This window comes from Kitasatospora sp. GAS204B, assembly GCF_029892155.1.
GTDB lineage: Bacteria > Actinomycetota > Actinomycetes > Streptomycetales > Streptomycetaceae > Kitasatospora.
The window spans coordinates 199,104-215,563 of record NZ_JARZAG010000007.1 but is presented as its reverse complement, the minus strand read 5'-3'; the positions used below and the strand labels follow the sequence as shown (position 1 = coordinate 215,563).

Sequence of the window (16,460 nt, the reverse complement as noted above, 5' to 3'; positions counted from 1 at the left end):
GCCCGCAAACGGCGGAAGGGCCGCTGCCTCGCCGGCAGCGGCCCTTCCTTCCGTCGTCAGTGGGTCAGAGCTGCTCGACCACGTAGTCGATGCAGGCCGTCAGCGCCTGCACGTCGGCCGGGTCGATCGCCGGGAACATCGCGACCCGCAGCTGGTTGCGGCCGAGCTTGCGGTACGGCTCGGTGTCCACGATGCCGTTGGCCCGCAGCGCCTTGGCCACGGCGGCGGCGTCGATCGCGTCGTCGAAGTCGATGGTGCCGACCACCTGCGAGCGCTGCGCCGGCTCGGCGACGAACGGGGTGGCGAACGCGGACTTCTCGGCCCAGCCGTAGAGGTGCGCCGAGGATTCAGCCGTACGGGCGACGGCCCAGTCGAGCCCGCCGTTGCCGTTCAGCCACTCCAGCTGGTCGGCCAGCAGGAACAGGGTGGAGATCGACGGGGTGTTGTACGTCTGGTCCTTCGAGGAGTTGTCGATCGCGGTCGGCAGGTCGAAGAACGGCGGGACGTAGCGGCCGGAGCCGGCGATCTCGGCGGCCCGCGCCAGCGCGGCCGGCGAGAAGGCGGCCAGCCAGAGCCCGCCCTCGGAGGCGAAGGACTTCTGCGGCGCGAAGTAGTAGACGTCGGTCTCGGTGATGTCCACCGGCAGGCCGCCGGCGCCCGAAGTGGCGTCCACCAGGACCAGCGAGCCGTCGCCCGCGGTGCCCGCCGGGCGGCGGATCGGCATCGCGACGCCGGTGGAGGTCTCGTTGTGGGTCAGCGCGTAGACGTCCACGCCGGCCTCGGCGACCGGCAGCGGGTGGGTGCCGGGCTCGGTCTTGATCACGCTCGGGTCGTCCAGCCACGGCACGGCCTTGACCGAGGAGGCGAACTTCGAGGAGAACTCGCCGAAGCTCAGGTGCTGCGACTTCTGCCGCACCAGCCCGAGGGCGGCGATGTCCCAGAAGGCGGTGGAGCCGCCGTTGCCGAGCACCACCTCGTATCCCTCGGGAAGCGAGAAGAGGCTGCTCACGCCCTCGCGCACGCGCTTCACCAGGCTCTTGACCGGAGCCTGACGGTGCGAGGTGCCGAGCAGTGAGGTACCGGTGGCGGCGAGGGCGGTGAGGGCCTCGGGGCGCACCTTGGACGGGCCGCAGCCGAAACGGCCGTCGGCGGGCTTGAGGTCAGCGGGGATCTGAATCTGGGCCACCCGCGCAGCCTACTGGTCGGGCCGTGGGCCCAGCGCCCGCCGTCCGGCCGCTGAGATGTGATCTCCAGCGGCCGGACGGCGAAGAGCAGCTGATCGGGCGTCAGCGCGATTCAGGCGTCAGCGCGCGATCGAGTCGTAGCCCTCGATCTCGCGCGGGCTGCGGGCGGCCGGGCCGATGTAGCGGGCGGCGGGGCGGACCAGGCGGCCGGTGCGCTTCTGCTCCAGGATGTGCGCCGACCAGCCGGCGGTGCGGGCGCAGGTGAACATCGAGGTGAACATGTGCGCCGGGACCTCGGCGAAGTCCAGCATGATGGCGGCCCAGAACTCCACGTTGGTGGCCAGCACCCGGTCGGGGCGGCGGTTGTGCAGCTCCTCCAGGGCGGCCTTCTCCAGCGCCTCGGCGATCTCGAAGCGCGGCGCGCCGAGCTCCTTGGCGGTGCGGCGCAGCACGCGGGCGCGCGGGTCCTCGGCGCGGTAGACGCGGTGGCCGAAGCCCATCAGGCGCTCGCCCTTGTCGAGGGCGTTCTTGACCCACTTGGCGGCGTCGCCGGTGCGCTCGATCTCCTCGATCATGCCGAGCACCCGCGAGGGGGCGCCGCCGTGCAGCGGGCCGGACATCGCGCCGACCGCGCCGGACAGCGCGGCGGCGACGTCGGCGCCGGTGGAGGCGATGACCCGGGCGGTGAAGGTGGAGGCGTTCATGCCGTGCTCGGCGGCCGAGGTCCAGTAGGCGTCGATCGCCTTGACGTGCTTGGGGTCCGGCTCGCCGCGCCAGCGGATCATGAAGCGCTCGACGACCGTCTCGGCCTTGTCGATCTCGCTCTGCGGGACCATCGGCAGGCCCTGGCCGCGCGCGGACTGCGCGACGTAGGAGAGCGCCATGACCGCCGCGCGGGCGAGGTCGTCGCGGGCCTGCTCGGCGGAGATGTCGAGCAGCGGCTTCAGGCCCCAGACCGGGGCGAGCATGGCGAGCGCGGACTGCACGTCGACCCGGATGTCGCCGGAGTGCACCGGGATCGGGAAGGGCTCGGCGGACGGCAGGCCGGGGTTGAACTTGCCGTCGACCAGCAGACCCCAGACGTTGCCGAACGAGACATGCCCGACCAGCTCGTCGATGTCCACGCCGCGGTAGCGCAGCGCACCGCCCTCGCGGTCCGGCTCGGCGATCTCGCTCTCGAAAGCGATGACTCCCTCAAGCCCGGGTACGAAATCGGACATCACGCGGCTCCTCAGTGACGTGACGGGCCGGCCGCCTGGGTGGGGCGACGTGGCCAGTGACCGTTTTGGTGTTTGGCACTCGGTGCCAGAGTGGCAGGCACTGGGTGCATTGCGCCATACACCACTGCGGTGATGTTGCCCAAAGGGCCGCTCGACCTCACATCCGACACGGTGGACACCGGGGATCTTCCGGTGCGAACCGGCGCGTTTCGGACATCGGTCCGGACCGTAGGGGGCGAAGCGTTGGCGAGACACCATATCTCTTGATGTCGAGATTCCATAGGTGGAGCGTGGTCCGCTGCTTGTCGTACGGGATGATGTTGGCGTGCAGACTCCGGAAAGCGCCCAGGCCGCGCACCACCATTCCGCCCCCGACCTCGCCCGGATGCGCCGCCAGTACGCCGAGGCGGGTCTGTCCGAGCACGAGCTGGCTCCCGATCCGGTGACCCAGTTCAGCCGCTGGTTCGCGCAGGCCGAGCGGGCCGGGATCGCCGAGGCGAACGCCATGGTGCTCTCCACCGCCGACGCCGCGGGCCGCCCCAGCGCCCGGACCGTGCTGCTCAAGGGGTTCGACGAGCGCGGATTCGTCTTCTTCACCAACTACGGCTCGCGCAAGGGCACCGAACTGACGGCCAATCCGCACGCCGCGCTGCTCTTCCCCTGGCATCCGATCCAGCGTCAGGTGATCGTCAGCGGCAGCGTGGAGCGGACCGGCCGGGACGAGACCGCCGCGTACTTCCGCACCCGCCCGCACGGCTCGCAGCTGGGCGCCTGGGCCAGCGAGCAGTCCAGCCCGGTCGCCTCCCGCGAGGTGCTGGAGCGGCGCTACGCCGAGCTCGCCTCCCGCTACCCCGAGGGGGAGGGCGTGCCGGTGCCGCCGTTCTGGGGCGGGTTCCGAGTGGTCCCGGAGGCGGTGGAGTTCTGGCAGGGGCGGCCGAACCGGCTGCACGACCGGCTGGTGTACGCGGCGGACGGGGACGGGTGGACGGTGCGGCGACTCTGCCCGTGAGGCCGAGTAGACGGCGGTTGCGCTCGGACGGCACCCCGATACGCGAAACGATGTAGCCCGCCCGGGTGGTATTTCTCCGCCGCCCGGACCAGTCCGAACGGCAAGTCAGCAGGTCGTCGCAGCTCGGGGGCGGTGTAGTCGGCGGCCCGACCTCGGACAACGCACGCCACTTGTGCCGATTGGCCTGCTATGGACTCCACAAGGGGCTACTTTTTACCCACACCCGCGGCAGTTGAACCGCGGCTCCCCGAAGAGGACCACGCGACATGACTACGACGACTCTGGCTCCCGCCCTTGCCGAGCACGCCGACCTGCCGGCCGGTGCCCGCGTGTCGCTGGACGAACTGGCCACCCTGGGGGTCGATGAGCTCACCGCGGCCCTCTATCGGGCGCTGCCGGGGGCGGATTCGAGCCAGATCGCGGTGGCCGCCTTCAACTCCTCGATCTAGCAGCGGAACAGCAGCGGACTCCACGCGCTCCTCAAGACGTTCCTCAAGCCGCGGGCGGCGGACATGACCCAGCCACTGGTGCCCTTCTCGCAGTTCGTGATCAAGGTGCACGGCCGCTGTGACCTGGCCTGCGACCACTGCTACGTCTACGAACACGCGGACACCAGCTGGCGCGGCCGCCCCCGGGCCGTCAGCGAGCGGGTGCTCGACCAGGCGGCGCGGCGGATCGGCGAGCACGCGCTCGCCCACCGGCTGCCCGCCGTGCACGTGGTGCTGCACGGCGGGGAGCCGCTGCTGGCCGGCCCCGCGCTGCTGCGGCGGGCGGCCGAGAGCCTGCGGGCCGCGCTGCCCGCCGACTGCCTGCTCGACCTGCGGATCCACACCAACGGGGTGCGACTGGACCGGGCCTTCTGCGAGTTGTTCGCGGAGCTCGGGATCAAGGTGGGCATCTCGCTGGACGGCGACCGGGCCGCCAACGACCGGCACCGGCGGTTCGCCGACGGGCGCAGCAGCCATCCGCAGGTGCTGGCGGCCGTCGAGCTGCTGCGCACACCGGAGTTCCGGCAGCTGTACGCCGGGCTGCTCTGCACCATCGACGTGGCGAACGACCCGCTCGAGGTGCTGGACGCGCTGCTCGAACTGGCGCCGCCCCGGATCGACTTCCTGCTTCCGCACGCGACGTGGGACGTGCCGCCGAACCGTCCCGCCACGCTGGGCGAGCACCCCTACGCCGACTGGCTGCTGACCATCCATCAGCGTTGGCTCCAGCTGGGCCGCCCGGTGCCGGTGCGCACCTTCGAGTCGATCCACCGGACCCTGCGCGGCGGTTCCAGCCTCACCGAGTCGCTCGGTCTGGACCCGGCCGATCTGGTGGTGATCGAGACCGATGGCACTTTCGAGCAGGCCGACAGCCTCAAGACGGCCTATGACGGCGCACCGGCGACCGGTTTCGACATTTTCGCGAACACGCTGGACGAGGTCGCCCGCCATCCGGGGATGATGGCTCGTCAGTCCGGTCTGGCCGGGCTGAGCGAGGCGTGCCGGGCCTGCCCGGTGGTCCGCAGCTGCGGCGGCGGGCTGTACGCGCACCGGTGGCGCACCGGCGCCGGCTTCGACAACCCGTCCGTCTTCTGCGGAGACCTCATGCGGCTGATCACCACCATCCGGGACCGGATCGCCACCGCGGTCCCCGCTGCGGCGCCCGCGCCCGTCCCGGCGCGGCTGACGGACGGTCAGCTCGACCAGCTGGCCCGCGGCCACGGGGACGCCGCCACCCTGGCCACGCTCGCCGCCGGGCAGTTGGACCTGACCCGCCGGCTGCTGGCGGCCGTCGGACCGGCGGCCGGGGAGGCCTGGCAGTTGCTCACCGAGCTGGACGACCAGGCGCCGCACGCGGTGGACGCGGTGCTCGCCCACCCGTACGTCCGGGCCTGGGCGGTGCGCTGCCTGCGGACCGAGCAGGACGGTCCGCGGGCCGACCTCGGCGGATTGGCGGAGATCGCCGCCGCCGCGCTGATCCGGGCCGGGTACGCCGCTGAACTGCCGGTGCCGGTGCGCGGCGGCGCGGTGCAGCTGCCCACGCTCGGCCGGGTGCTGGTCGGCGGCGCGGGGCAGGCGGTGGTGCGCGCCGGTGCGGACGGTTTCGCGGTGCGCGCGCCGGGCGGCGCCGAGCAACTGATCGGGTTCGACCAGCCGGGCGGCGAGCGCTGGCTGCCGGTGCGCCGGTTGAGCCTCGCGGGCGGCTGGTCGGTGGCTCTGGAGGACACCGATCCGCAGCGGGACAGCCACCAGTGGCCGGTCGAGCAGCGGCTCACCGAGGAGGCGCTGGCCGTTTGGACCGGCGCGCTGCGCGAGGCCTGGGAACTGACGCTGCGTGATCTGCCGGGGTACGCGGTCGGGATCGCCGCCGGGCTGACCACCATCACGCCGCTGCGCCCCGGGCCGGCCGGGCAGCAGGTCAGCGCGGCGGCCCGGCAGGCTTTCGGCGCGGTCGGGATCGCCCGGCCCGCCACCGCGCCGATCCTGGCGCTGCTGATCGCGCACGAGTTCCAGCACGTCAAGCTGGGCGCGGTACTGGACTTCCACGACCTGTACGACCCGGCGGACCAGCGCCGCTACCACGCCCCGTGGCGCGCGGACCCGCGCCCGCTGGAGGGCCTGTTGCAGGGGACGTACGCGCACCTGGCGGTGACCGACTTCTGGGGTACCCGGGTGGCCGCCTACGACGGGGTGGGCGGCGAGGCGGCCGAGTTCGCGCGCGGCCAGCTGGCGCTCTGGCGCGGGCACACCGACCGGGCGATCGACACGCTGCTCGACTCGGGCTCGCTGACCGCGCTCGGCGAGCGGTTCGCGGCCGGCATGCGGGCCACCGTGGCGCCCTGGCCGGCCGCGCCGCTCGAGGCCGAGAGCGAGACCGAGGCCGAGGCCGAGGCCGAGACCGAGGCCGAGACCGAGACCGAGGTGGCGGCCCCCGCCCGGCAGGGGGCGTGGACCACCGCTCCGGTGGCGAGTACCTGAGGTGCTGACGGTCGACCAGCTGACCGCCCAGCTCCGCGGCCTGGGCGTCGGCCCCGACACCGGCGTGCTGCTGGTGCACGCCGCGCTGCGCTCGCTCGGCCCGGTGGCGGGGGGTTCGGCGGGGGTGCTGGCCGCGCTGCGCGCCGCGCTCGGGCCCGAGGGCACGCTGGTGGCCTACACCGCGACGCCGGAGAACTCGGTGACCTCGCGACTGCACGTCGAGGCCACCGCCGGCCTCTCGCCCGTCCAGCGGGCCGCCTACCTGGCCGCGATGCCTCCGTTCGACCGGCTGACCACCCCGTGCTCGCCGACCGTGGGCCGGCTCTCCGAGGAGCTACGCGCCGCCGGCCGCGCGCTGCGCAGCGCGCACCCGCAGACCTCGTTCGCCGCGCTCGGCCCGCTGGCCGGGCACCTGGTCGCCGAGCACCCGTACGACTGCCACCTCGGCGAGGAGTCCCCGGTCGGGCAGCTCTACCGGACCGGCGCGTGGGTGCTGATGCTCGGCGCGCCGCTGACCTCCTGCACCGCCTTCCACCTGGCCGAGTACCGGGTGCCCAGCCCGCCGCGCAAGCGGTACGGGTGCATGGTCAAGGGGCCGGACGGCACGGCGCGCTGGGAGCGGTTCGAGGGGGTGGACCTGGACGACCGGCACTTTCCCCGGATGCTGGCCCGGATCCGGCGCCGGTTGGATCGGGCCAGGACGGGGCCGGTGGGTGGCACCGCGGCCCTGCTGATGCCGGTGCGGCCCGCGGTGGACGAGGCCCGCGAGTGGTTGCTGGACGAGCTGACCGGCCGTGAGGCGGCTGGAACCGGTGGGGAGATCGGCGCAAAGGCCTGACAGTTGACCGCGCCCTGACGCATGATCAGGGGGTGGGGCGATCGCGGTATTCCCCGGGGAGGCCGGTCTTCCTACACTGGAGGTCCCTGCGGGGAACTGGCGGTCGGCGCGGGGGAGGCTGCGTGAACGACGCTGAAGGCGGGCGGAAGGCCTCGGCGAAGCCACACTTCTTCCTCAGCTACGCGCACATGCCGCCGGTCGGCACGCGCAATCCCAACGCCCGGGTCAGCCAGTTCTACGAGGACCTCTGCGAGGCCGTGCTGCAGCTGACCCCGCTGCCCACCGCCGATCCGGTGGGCTTCATGGACGAGACCATGCACCAGGGCGACAACTGGGCCGCCAAGATCTCCGAAGCGCTGGCCACCTGCCGGGTCTTCGTGCCGCTCTACCATCCGCGGCTGTTCCGCAGCACGCCGTGCGGCCAGGAGTGGTACACCTTCGCCCAGCGCACGGCCAACGCGCCCGGCGGAGCGGAGCAGAACAGCGCGATCGTGCCGGTGCTCTGGGTGGGCATGCAGGACGGCGCGCTGCCGCCGGTGGCACACGCCGTGCAGTACAACCACCCCAGCTTTCCGCGCGCCTACGCCGAGGACGGGCTGTACGCGCTGATGGCCCAGCGCCACCACCAGGGGCTGTACGAGAAGGTGGTGTACAAGCTCGCCCGGCGGATCGTCGAGGTGGCGCTGGAGACCGTGGTCCCGGTGGTCGAACCGGTCGACTTCACCACCAACCCCTCGGCCTTCCCGGGGCGTTCGGCCGCCGACGAACTCACCATCGCGGTGCTGGCGTTCAGGGACTCCGAGGTGCCCGCGCACCGCGATCGCGGCTACTACGGCGCCGGGCGCACCGACTGGAACCCCTATCTGCGCGGCGCCGAGACGGCGCTGGCCGAGAAGGCGATGCAGCTGGCCCGGCAGTGCGACCTCAACCCGACGGTGCACGAGTTCGACCTGGCGGCCGGTCGGCTGATGGAGCTGGAGCGGCCGCAGGGCCCGGGCGTGGTGCTGCTGGACCGCTGGGTGCTGCAGGATCCGCGACGGCGGGAGCTGGTCCGGGAGTTCGCCCGGCGCAACCCGGCCTGGGTGGCCGTGGTGGAGCCGTGGAACCGGGACGACCCGCAGTGCGTGGCGCGCTCCGCCGAACTGATCACGCTGACCAACCAGGTGCTCGGCCGGGCCGTCAGCGCCCGGCCGTCCTTCCGTCCCACCGCCGGCGATGCCGGCGATCCCGAAGGGGTGCCCACCGCACCGGACTTCGGCCTGGCCTTCCAGCACGCCGCGGTCCGCGCGCAGAAGGCCTTCAAGGAACGGGCGCTGCCCAGGCCACCCGGCACCGGCGAGAGCCGGCCGCGGCTGGCCGGCGCCTTCGAGGACCCGCGGCCGCCCACCGGCCGCCATCACGAGCCCGACCCGCGCACCGCCTATTTCGAACCGCGCACCACCGAGGACGACCAGAACGAAGGAGGAGATCATGACGTCTGACCGGACTCGCAACCTCCGGCTGGGTGGGCGCGGTTCGGCCTCGCCGCTGACCACCCCCGGACCCGCCGCGGGCCGCCCCGGCATCGAGGAGGACCGCCAGGGGCGGATCATCACGTTCTACTCCTACAAGGGCGGCACCGGGCGCACCATGGCGCTGGCCAACACCGCCTGGATCCTGGCCGCCAACGGCTTCCGGGTGCTCACCGTGGACTGGGACCTGGAGGCCCCCGGGCTGGCCAAGTTCTTCCACCCGTTCCTGGACGCGGCCGAACTCGCCGACGCGCCGGGCGTGATGACGCTGATCAACGACTACCGCGAGGAGGCGCTGCGGGAGACCGAGCTGCACGCCGACGCGCTCCTCGAGCCCGAGCGCTACCAGCGGGAGCTGCGCGAGATCGGCCACCACCCCGGCTGGCACCTGGACTTCGCCAAGGTGGCCGGGCACGCGGTGCCGCTCTCCTGGGGCGGCTTCCCGGCCGGCGGCAGCATCGACTTCCTGGCGGCGGGGCGGCAGGACCGGGACTACTCCGGCACCCTCGGCAGCCTGGACTGGGACCTGTTCTACGAGCGCTTCGACGGCGGGCAGTTCTTCGACGCGCTGCGCGCGGACATGCGCAAGCGCTACGACTACGTGCTGATCGACAGCCGCACCGGGCTCTCCGACACCGCCGAGATCTGCACCGTGCAGATGCCCGACGACCTGGTGGTCTGCTTCACCCTGAGCGACCAGAGCATCGACGGTGCCTCCCGGATCGCCCAGCACATCGCGGACCGCTACCGGGACCGCGGGATCCGGATCCTGCCGGTCCCGATGCGGATCGACGACTTCGAGAAGGACAAGGCGGACGCCGGGCGGGCGCTGGCCCGGATCCGCTTCGACGGGCTGCCCTCGGGCCTGTCCGGCGAGCAACTGGTCCACTACTGGGGCTCGGTGGAGATCCCGTACCGGCCGTTCTACGCCTACGAGGAGATCCTGGCCACCTTCGGCGACCAGGTGGGGACCCCGACCAGCATGCTGTCGGCCTGCGAGCGGCTCGCCGACACGATCACCGAGGGCCGGGTGAACGCGCTGCCGCCGATGGACGAGGAGGTGCGGCTGCGCTACATCGAGGCCTTCACCCGCCGCCGTCCCACCGTGCCGGCCGACATCTACCTCAGCTACGTGCCCGAGGACCGGATGTGGGCCGACTGGATCGAGTACGTGCTGACCGCGGCCGGCTTCCGGGTGTTGCCCAGGGACGTGGGCGCCGGGGCGGACGCGCGGGCCGAGACCGAGCGCTCGGTGGACGCGGCCTACCGCACGGTCGCGGTGCTCTCCCCGGCCTACCTGCGCGCCCCGCAGGCCCGCGCGCTCTGGGAGTCGGTGGTCGGCTCGGACCCGTCCGGCACCCGGCGCCAGCTGATCCCGGTCCGGGTCGGCGCCACCCCGCTGGCCGCCCCGTTCAGCAGCCGCAACCCGGTGGACCTGGTCAACCTCAAGGAGCCGCAGGCGCTGGTGGCGCTGATCAAGGCGCTGGGCCGGGAGGAGGCGCCGGCCGTGGACACCGCGAGCGGGCCCCGGTTCCCCGGCACCCAGCCGGAGATCTGGAACGTGCCGCCGCGCAACAGCTACTTCACCGGGCGCGCCGAGGTGCTGGAGCGGCTGCGCAACCAGCTCGGCGGCGGGGCGACGGCGGTGCTGCCGGTGCCGCAGACCCTCTACGGGCTCGGCGGCGTGGGCAAGACGCAGGTGGCGCTGGAGTACGCGCACCGGTTCATGGCCGACTACGACCTGGTCTGGTGGGTCTCGGCCGAGCAGGAGGACGAGATCCAGGGCCAGCTGGCCGAGCTCGCGCGCAAGATGGGCCGGGCCACCAACGAGCCGGTGGCGCTCGCCACCGAGATCGCGCTGGAGGCGCTGCGTCGCGGTGAGCGGGTCAAGCGCTGGCTGCTGATCTTCGACAACGCGGACGAGCCGGGCGAGATCCGCCGGTACTTCCCCGGCGGCAACGGCCACATCCTGGTCACCTCGCGCAACCAGGCCTGGGCCACCCACGCCGAGGCGCTGACCATGGACGTCTTCACCCGCGGCGAGAGCATCGACCACCTGACCCGGCGCACCGCCGGCGCGCTCAACCGGGCGGACGCGGACGCGGTGGCCGAGGCGGTCGGCGACCTGCCGCTGGCCGTCGAGGTGGCCGGCGCCTGGCTGAAGGCCACCGGCACGCCGGTCGCCGAGTACATCCAGGCGCTGCGCACCGAGGCGGCCCGGGTGCTGGAGCTCGGTCGCCCGGTGGACTACCCGATGACGGTCGGCGCCACCTGGCGGGTCTCCATCGCCCGGCTGCGCGAGCAGTCACCGGCCGCCGCCCGGATGCTGCAGCTGTGCGCCTACTTCGCGCCCGAGCCGATCTCGATGAACCTCTTCTACAGCGACCAGATGATCCGCGCGCTGGTCCCCTTCGACCCGGGGCTGAGCGACAAGTTCCTGCTCGGGCGGGTGATCCAGGCGATCGGCCGGTACGCGCTGGCCAAGGTGGACGCGGGGGCCAACAGCATCCAGGTGCACCGGCTGGTCCAGGAGGTGATCCGCTCGGAGATGACCCTGGAGGAGCAGACCGACACCGTGCACGAGGTGCACCGGATCCTGATCGGCGCCCGCCCGGTCGTCGGCGACACCGACGACCCGGCGAACTGGCCGGCCTTCGAGGAGATCTGGCCACACCTGTCGCCGTCCCGGGCGCACGACTGCGACGAGTCCGACACCCGGCAGCTGATGATCGACCGGGTCCGCTACCTGTGGAAGCGCGGCGAGTTCGCCCAGGCCCGTCGGATGGGCCACCTGCTGGACGACGCCTGGACCGCCAAGCTCGGCCAGGACGACCGGCAGACCCTGCTGCTGCGCTTCCAACTGGCCAACGTGATGCGCTCGCAGGGCCAGTACGCGGAGGCCATGGCGCTGGACGAGGCCACCCTGCGCAGCCAGCGCCAGGTGCTCGGCGAGCACCACCCGTACACCCTGATGACGGCCGGCTCGCTGAGCGCCGACCACCGGGCGCTGGGCGAGTTCGCCGAGGCGCTCGAACTGGACCGGCAGACCCTGGACCGGTTCCGCGAGCAGTTCGGCGAGGACAACCCGCGCACCCTGTCGATCGCCAACAACCTGGCCATCGACCTGCGCCTGGTCGGCGACAGCAAGGCGGCCCAGGAACTGGACCAGGACACCCTGGACCGGCGCACCCTGGTGCTCGGCCCCAAGCACCCCTACACCCTCTCCAGCAAGTCCATGCTCGCCCGCGACCTGCGGGAACAGGGCGACTACCAGGGATCCGTGACGGTCCACCAGGAGGTCGTCGAGGCCTACGCCGAGGTGCTGGACATCGACGTCCCGGAGATCCTGCGCAACGCCAAGTCGCTGGCGGTCTCGCTGCGCAAGGCGGGCCGGCAGGCCGAGGCCCGCCGGCTCACCAAGGAGACCTACGAGCGCTACCTGGAGCGGTACGGCGAGAACGCGCCCGACACGCTGGCCTGCGCGCTCAACCTGGCCGCCGACTACAGCGCCGGCGGCGACAAGGACGCGGCCCGCGACCTGGCCCGCCAGGTCTTCGTCGGCCATCAGCAGCTCTTCGGCCCCGAGCACCCGTTCACCCTGGCCTGCGCCAACAACCTGGTGATCTACCTGCGCGGCAGCGGCGGTCTGGAGGAGGCCGCGGAGCTGGGCGCGGTCACCGTGGAGACGCTCAGTCGGGTGCTGGGCCCCGAGCACCCGTACACCCTGAACGCGATGATCAACCTGGCCAACGTCTACGGCGACTCGGGCCGGCTGGTCGAGGCCGAGGCGCTGGAGCAGACCGCCTACCGGTCGCTGTGCGACCGCTACGAGCCGCGCCACCCGGACGCGGTGGCCTGTCAGGCCAACCTCGCGGTCACGTTGCGGGCCCAGGGCAAGGTGAACCAGGCCGCCGAACTGCGCTCGCGCGCGGTGGCCGAATTCATCCGGCAGCTGGGGGAGGAGCACCCCAACACCGTCTCGGCCAGGGGGTGGAAGCGGATCAACCGCGACCTGGAGCCCCAGCCGGTCTGACGGTCAGGCGGTCGCGTCGGCCGCCGCCCACTTCAGGGCGGCGGTCATCACCCGCAGCGAGCCCAGGTGGGCCGCGCCCGGCTCCAGGAAGAACGTGGCGTCCGGGATGTGCGCGGCCAGCCAGCGGGAGTGGTCGACCGGGGAGAACATGTCGTCGGCGCCGTGCCAGAGCCAGGTCGGCGCCGTGACGTCCTGTGCCTTGAACCCCCAGTCGGTGGTGAAGGCGCGCACGTCGTCGATCCAGCCGTCGGCGTTCTGCCGGAACGCCTCCCGGTAGTTGCTCAGCAGCAGCCGGCGGATCCCGGCGTCCGAGACCACCGCCCGGTCGGTGCCGGACAGTTCGCTGCGCAGGCCGGCCAGCAGGGTGTTCGGGTCGTCCCGGATCCGGCGGGCCCGCTGCGCCATGGTGGCGGCGATCCGCTGGTGGTCGCGCTCGGCGGCCCGGTAGTCGCGGTCGTTGGAGGGCGCCATCCCGCCGTACCAGTCCAGGCCCTCGGCGTTCCAGGGGGCCAGGCTGACCAGCGCGGCCACCCGGTGCACCCGCTCCGCCAGCAGCGCGCCGCAGGCCAGCGCGTGCGGGCCGCCGCCGGAGCGGCCGACCACGGCGAACCGGTCCAGTCCCAGCTCGTCGGCGATGGTCTGCACGTCCACTGCCGCCGCAGCGACCTGACGGCCGATCAGGCGGTCCGAGCCGCCGTAGCCGGGGCGGTCGAAGGAGATCAGGTGCACGCCCAGGTTGTAGAGCACGGTGCTGCGCGGAATCGGCCCGAGTCGGCTGCCGGGTGTGCCGTGCATCAGGAAGACCGGGCGGCCTTCGGGATCACCGAAGGTCTGCACCGCCAGCCTGCGGTGGTCGGCGGTCTTCACCAGTCGGGGCTGCACGCCGGGGACCTCCAGTGTTCAGGGGACGGGGACGGGCCTCACAGGCTCGGGCCGCGGACCTCGCGGCGGGCCTGCCAGGTGGTGTGTTCGCGGGAGACGGCGTCCTCGGCGTCCCGCGCGAGTCTGGCCCAGAGCTCCTCCGAGTCCTCGGCGGCCGGGTCCAGCTGGGTCAACTGGTCCTGGATGATCCGCAGTTCGTCGGCCGCCAGCCGGTAGGCGGCGGCCAGCGGCCGGTACTGGCGCAGCTGGGCCCAGGCGATCACCGAGACGGCCACCGCCGAGACGGCGCCCGGTGCGTCGTAGTGGGACCAGCCGGTGGCGCGCAGCACCGCCAGCACCAGGCCCATGGCCGGCAGCGCGATGCCGAGCTGTTCGGTCAGCCGTCCGGCCCGGTCGCAGTAGGCGGCCTTGGCCCGGTACCAGCGGTGCTGGGCCTGTACCCGCTCGCGCAGGTAGACCTCGCGGCGCACGGCCAGCGGCTGTTCGCGCAGGCTGCGCATCGCCACCGTCACCTCCGCGCGCCGCTCGGCGTCGCCCGGCAGCACCGCGCTGTGCCGGAAGCCGCGCAGGATGCCGCGCAGCTGCAGGTGGTAGAGGCCCTCGGCGTCCGGCAGCGTGGTCGGCGGTGGCTGATAGGCGTCGGCCCGGACCGCGTACTTCCAGGCCAGCGTCTTGACCGACTCGGCGGCCGCCCGGCCGTCGTACCAGCGGCCCTGCGGATTGCGCCGGCTGACCCCGGCCGCCAGGCCGGCGGTGCCCAGGTAGGCCAGCGCCGCCGCCCAGGCGAACGGGCGGGAGCCGACCGAGCCGACCGCGGCGGCGGCCGTGAGCAGCAGCAGTTCCCAGCGGACCAGCTGGACCGAGCGCTGCTGGTGGCGCAGCGAGGCGGAGTCGGCGAGCCGGAACAGCTCCGGCATCAGGTCGGCCTCGCGGACCGGGCCCGTGGATCCCGCACCGGCTGCCATCGAGTCCGCCCCCCGTACGTGCGTGGTGTCCCGCTGGACGCTGACGTACTGCCCACGGCGGAGCCCGGGTACGCCTTCGCCCGGGCCAGTATGAGCGGTGCCGCACGTCGCGCACAGGTCTGGTACGCGCCGTTCTGGCCCGGCGGGACGGGCCGGTCGGAAGTTCGGCCGGAAGTCTGGTCAGAAGTTGTAGAAGATCCGGTCGGCCTGCTCGGCCATCAGCTTGGCGTTCCAGTCGGTGCCGCCGTCCACGTTGCCGGAGCGGAACAGCGGCGGCGTGCCGCCCTCACCGTTCACCGCGCGCTCGGCCAGCAGGCCCACCGCGCCGACCACCACGGCCTGCATCAGCGCGCTGGTCACGATGGTGGAGACCGGGCCGAAGGCGGTGTCGGCGCCCGGGTGGGTCAGCTCGCCGTCACCCACCGCGATCTTGCTGTCCAGGACCACGTCGCAGTGGTCCTTCAGGAAGGTCCCGGACGGGTGCTTGGCGGTGACCTGGCCCGGATAGGCCAGCGAGGTCACCCCGACCACGCGCAGGCCGCGGGCCCGGGCGTGCGCGGCCAGCTCCACCGGCATCACCTGGCGGCCGGAGAGCGAGATGACGAAGAGCAGGTCGCCGATGGTGGCGGGGGTCAGGTCCAGGGTCGTGGTGGCCAGCCCGGAGACCCGCTCCAGCGCGCTGCCCAGCGGCGCCGGCAGCACGGTGACCCCGGCCATCCCCGGCACGTTCAGCAGGTTGAAGGGGACCAGGCCGCCGGCCCGGTAGACCACGTCCTGGGCGGCCAGCGAGGAGTGCCCGGCGCCGAAGGCGAAGATCCGCCGGCCCTCGGTGACCGCGTCGGCGAGCAGTTCGGCGGCCCGGCCGATCGCCTCGCCCTCCTCGGCGCGGACCCGCTGGAGGTGGTTCACAGCGGCCTCGAAGTACTGCCCGACCAGGTCATCCATGAGAGATCTTCCCTAACCGCCAGTGGAGAAAGCTACGGCGAGCACGGTGGGCCCTGTGGTGGTCCGCTGTCAACAGGGACGAAACCGGACGGGAAGCCCTCCGGGGGGCGCTCGGTTGTCACCTCGGTACGTCAGAATTGGCGGTGAGGACACCGAGGAACGGAGCCGGCGGCGATGTCTGGGCTTATCGATACGACTGAGATGTACCTCCGCACCATTCTGGAGCTGGAGGAAGAGGGCATCATTCCGATGCGTGCCCGGATCGCCGAGCGGTTGGAGCAGAGTGGACCCACGGTCAGCCAGACGGTCGGCCGGATGGAGCGTGACGGCCTGCTGCGGGTGGCCGGGGACCGTCACCTGGAGCTCACCGAGGAGGGGCGCCGGCTGGCGGTGCGGGTGATGCGCAAGCACCGGATCGCCGAGTGCCTGCTGGTCGACGTGATCGGCCTGGAGTGGGAGCAGGTGCACGAGGAGGCCTGCCGCTGGGAGCACGTGATGAGCGAGACGGTCGAGCGCAAGGTGCTCACCATGCTCGGCCACCCGACCCAGTCGCCCTACGGCAACCCGATCCCCGGGCTGGACGAGCTGGGCGACACCAAGGCCGAGGGCGAGGGCTTCGACGCGGCCCTGGTCACGCTCGACGCGCTGCGCCCGGTGGGCGAGGGCGCCAGCGTGGTGGTCAGACGGATCGGCGAGCCGATCCAGACCGACGAGGACATGATGCGCACCCTGCGCCGGGCCGGGGTCCGCCCCGGCGCGACCATCCAGGTCTCGTCGACCGTCGGGGGCGTGCTGGTCGGCAGCGGTGTGGACGCCGCCGAGCTCGGCAAGGAGATCGCGGCGCACGTCTTCGTCGCGCACGTCTGACTGGACTCGTCTGACCGGACTCGCGGCGGCAGCGTACGTG

At 72.8% G+C, this 16,460-nt stretch carries 12 protein-coding genes; 7 read left to right on the top strand and 5 right to left on the bottom strand.

Features of this window, described 5'->3' with window-relative positions; genetic code table 11:
• Nucleotides 1-64: 64 nt before the first annotated feature.
• Entirely contained in the window at nt 65-1,186 is a 1,122-nt protein-coding gene (gene serC, locus P3T41_RS12285) for a phosphoserine transaminase (protein ID WP_280689735.1), read from the bottom strand.
• A 117-nt stretch (nt 1,187-1,303) separates the two neighbouring features.
• On the bottom strand, nt 1,304-2,404 hold the full coding sequence (locus P3T41_RS12280) for a citrate synthase 2 (protein ID WP_280689734.1): 1,101 nt from the start codon (nt 2,402-2,404) through the stop codon (nt 1,304-1,306).
• A gap of 385 nt (nt 2,405-2,789) precedes the next feature.
• On the opposite strand from P3T41_RS12280, the gene pdxH reads away from it, so the two are divergent.
• The 6 genes from pdxH (at nt 2,790) to fxsT (ending at nt 12,761) form a co-directional block, all read left to right on the top strand.
• Nucleotides 2,790-3,413: a pyridoxamine 5'-phosphate oxidase gene (gene pdxH / locus P3T41_RS12275; RefSeq protein ID WP_280689884.1), complete on the top strand. Its 624-nt coding sequence runs from the start codon at nt 2,790-2,792 to the stop codon at nt 3,411-3,413.
• Nucleotides 3,414-3,679: 266 nt separating this feature from the next.
• Nucleotides 3,680-3,862, top strand: coding sequence for a hypothetical protein (locus tag P3T41_RS12270; protein ID WP_280689733.1), 183 nt, complete (start codon nt 3,680-3,682; stop codon nt 3,860-3,862).
• Nucleotides 3,863-3,925: 63 nt separating this feature from the next.
• A complete protein-coding gene (locus P3T41_RS12265; protein WP_280689732.1) occupies nt 3,926-6,379 on the top strand; it encodes an FxsB family cyclophane-forming radical SAM/SPASM peptide maturase in 2,454 nt (817 codons plus the stop codon).
• Nucleotide 6,380: 1 nt separating this feature from the next.
• Nucleotides 6,381-7,217, top strand: coding sequence for an AAC(3) family N-acetyltransferase (locus tag P3T41_RS12260; RefSeq protein WP_280689731.1), 837 nt, complete (start codon nt 6,381-6,383; stop codon nt 7,215-7,217).
• A 122-nt stretch (nt 7,218-7,339) separates the two neighbouring features.
• Nucleotides 7,340-8,698, top strand: a complete 1,359-nt coding sequence (locus P3T41_RS12255) for a TIR-like protein FxsC (RefSeq protein ID WP_280689730.1) — start codon at nt 7,340-7,342, stop codon at nt 8,696-8,698.
• Between the two features lie 148 nt (nt 8,699-8,846).
• The gene (gene fxsT / locus P3T41_RS12250) at nt 8,847-12,761 is read left to right on the top strand and encodes an FxSxx-COOH system tetratricopeptide repeat protein (protein WP_280689883.1); all 3,915 of its coding nucleotides are present in this window, start codon (nt 8,847-8,849) and stop codon (nt 12,759-12,761) included.
• Nucleotides 12,762-12,764: 3 nt separating this feature from the next.
• Here fxsT and P3T41_RS12245 read toward each other — a convergent pair whose 3' ends face one another.
• The 3 genes from P3T41_RS12245 to P3T41_RS12235 all read right to left on the bottom strand — a co-directional run bounded on the left by P3T41_RS12245 (nt 12,765) and on the right by P3T41_RS12235 (nt 15,553).
• Entirely contained in the window at nt 12,765-13,643 is an 879-nt protein-coding gene (locus tag P3T41_RS12245) for an alpha/beta fold hydrolase (RefSeq protein ID WP_280689729.1), read from the bottom strand.
• 38 nt (nt 13,644-13,681) lie between these two features.
• Nucleotides 13,682-14,608 carry a DUF4231 domain-containing protein gene (locus P3T41_RS12240; protein ID WP_280689728.1) on the bottom strand — a complete coding sequence of 309 codons (927 nt, stop codon included), beginning with the start codon at nt 14,606-14,608 and terminating at the stop codon, nt 13,682-13,684.
• A 180-nt stretch (nt 14,609-14,788) separates the two neighbouring features.
• On the bottom strand, nt 14,789-15,553 hold the full coding sequence (locus tag P3T41_RS12235) for an SIS domain-containing protein (RefSeq protein ID WP_280689727.1): 765 nt from the start codon (nt 15,551-15,553) through the stop codon (nt 14,789-14,791).
• Between the two features lie 174 nt (nt 15,554-15,727).
• Here P3T41_RS12235 and P3T41_RS12230 point away from each other — a divergent pair, with 174 nt between their 5' ends.
• The gene (locus P3T41_RS12230) at nt 15,728-16,420 is read left to right on the top strand and encodes a metal-dependent transcriptional regulator (protein ID WP_280689726.1); all 693 of its coding nucleotides are present in this window, start codon (nt 15,728-15,730) and stop codon (nt 16,418-16,420) included.
• Nucleotides 16,421-16,460 lie beyond the last annotated feature (40 nt).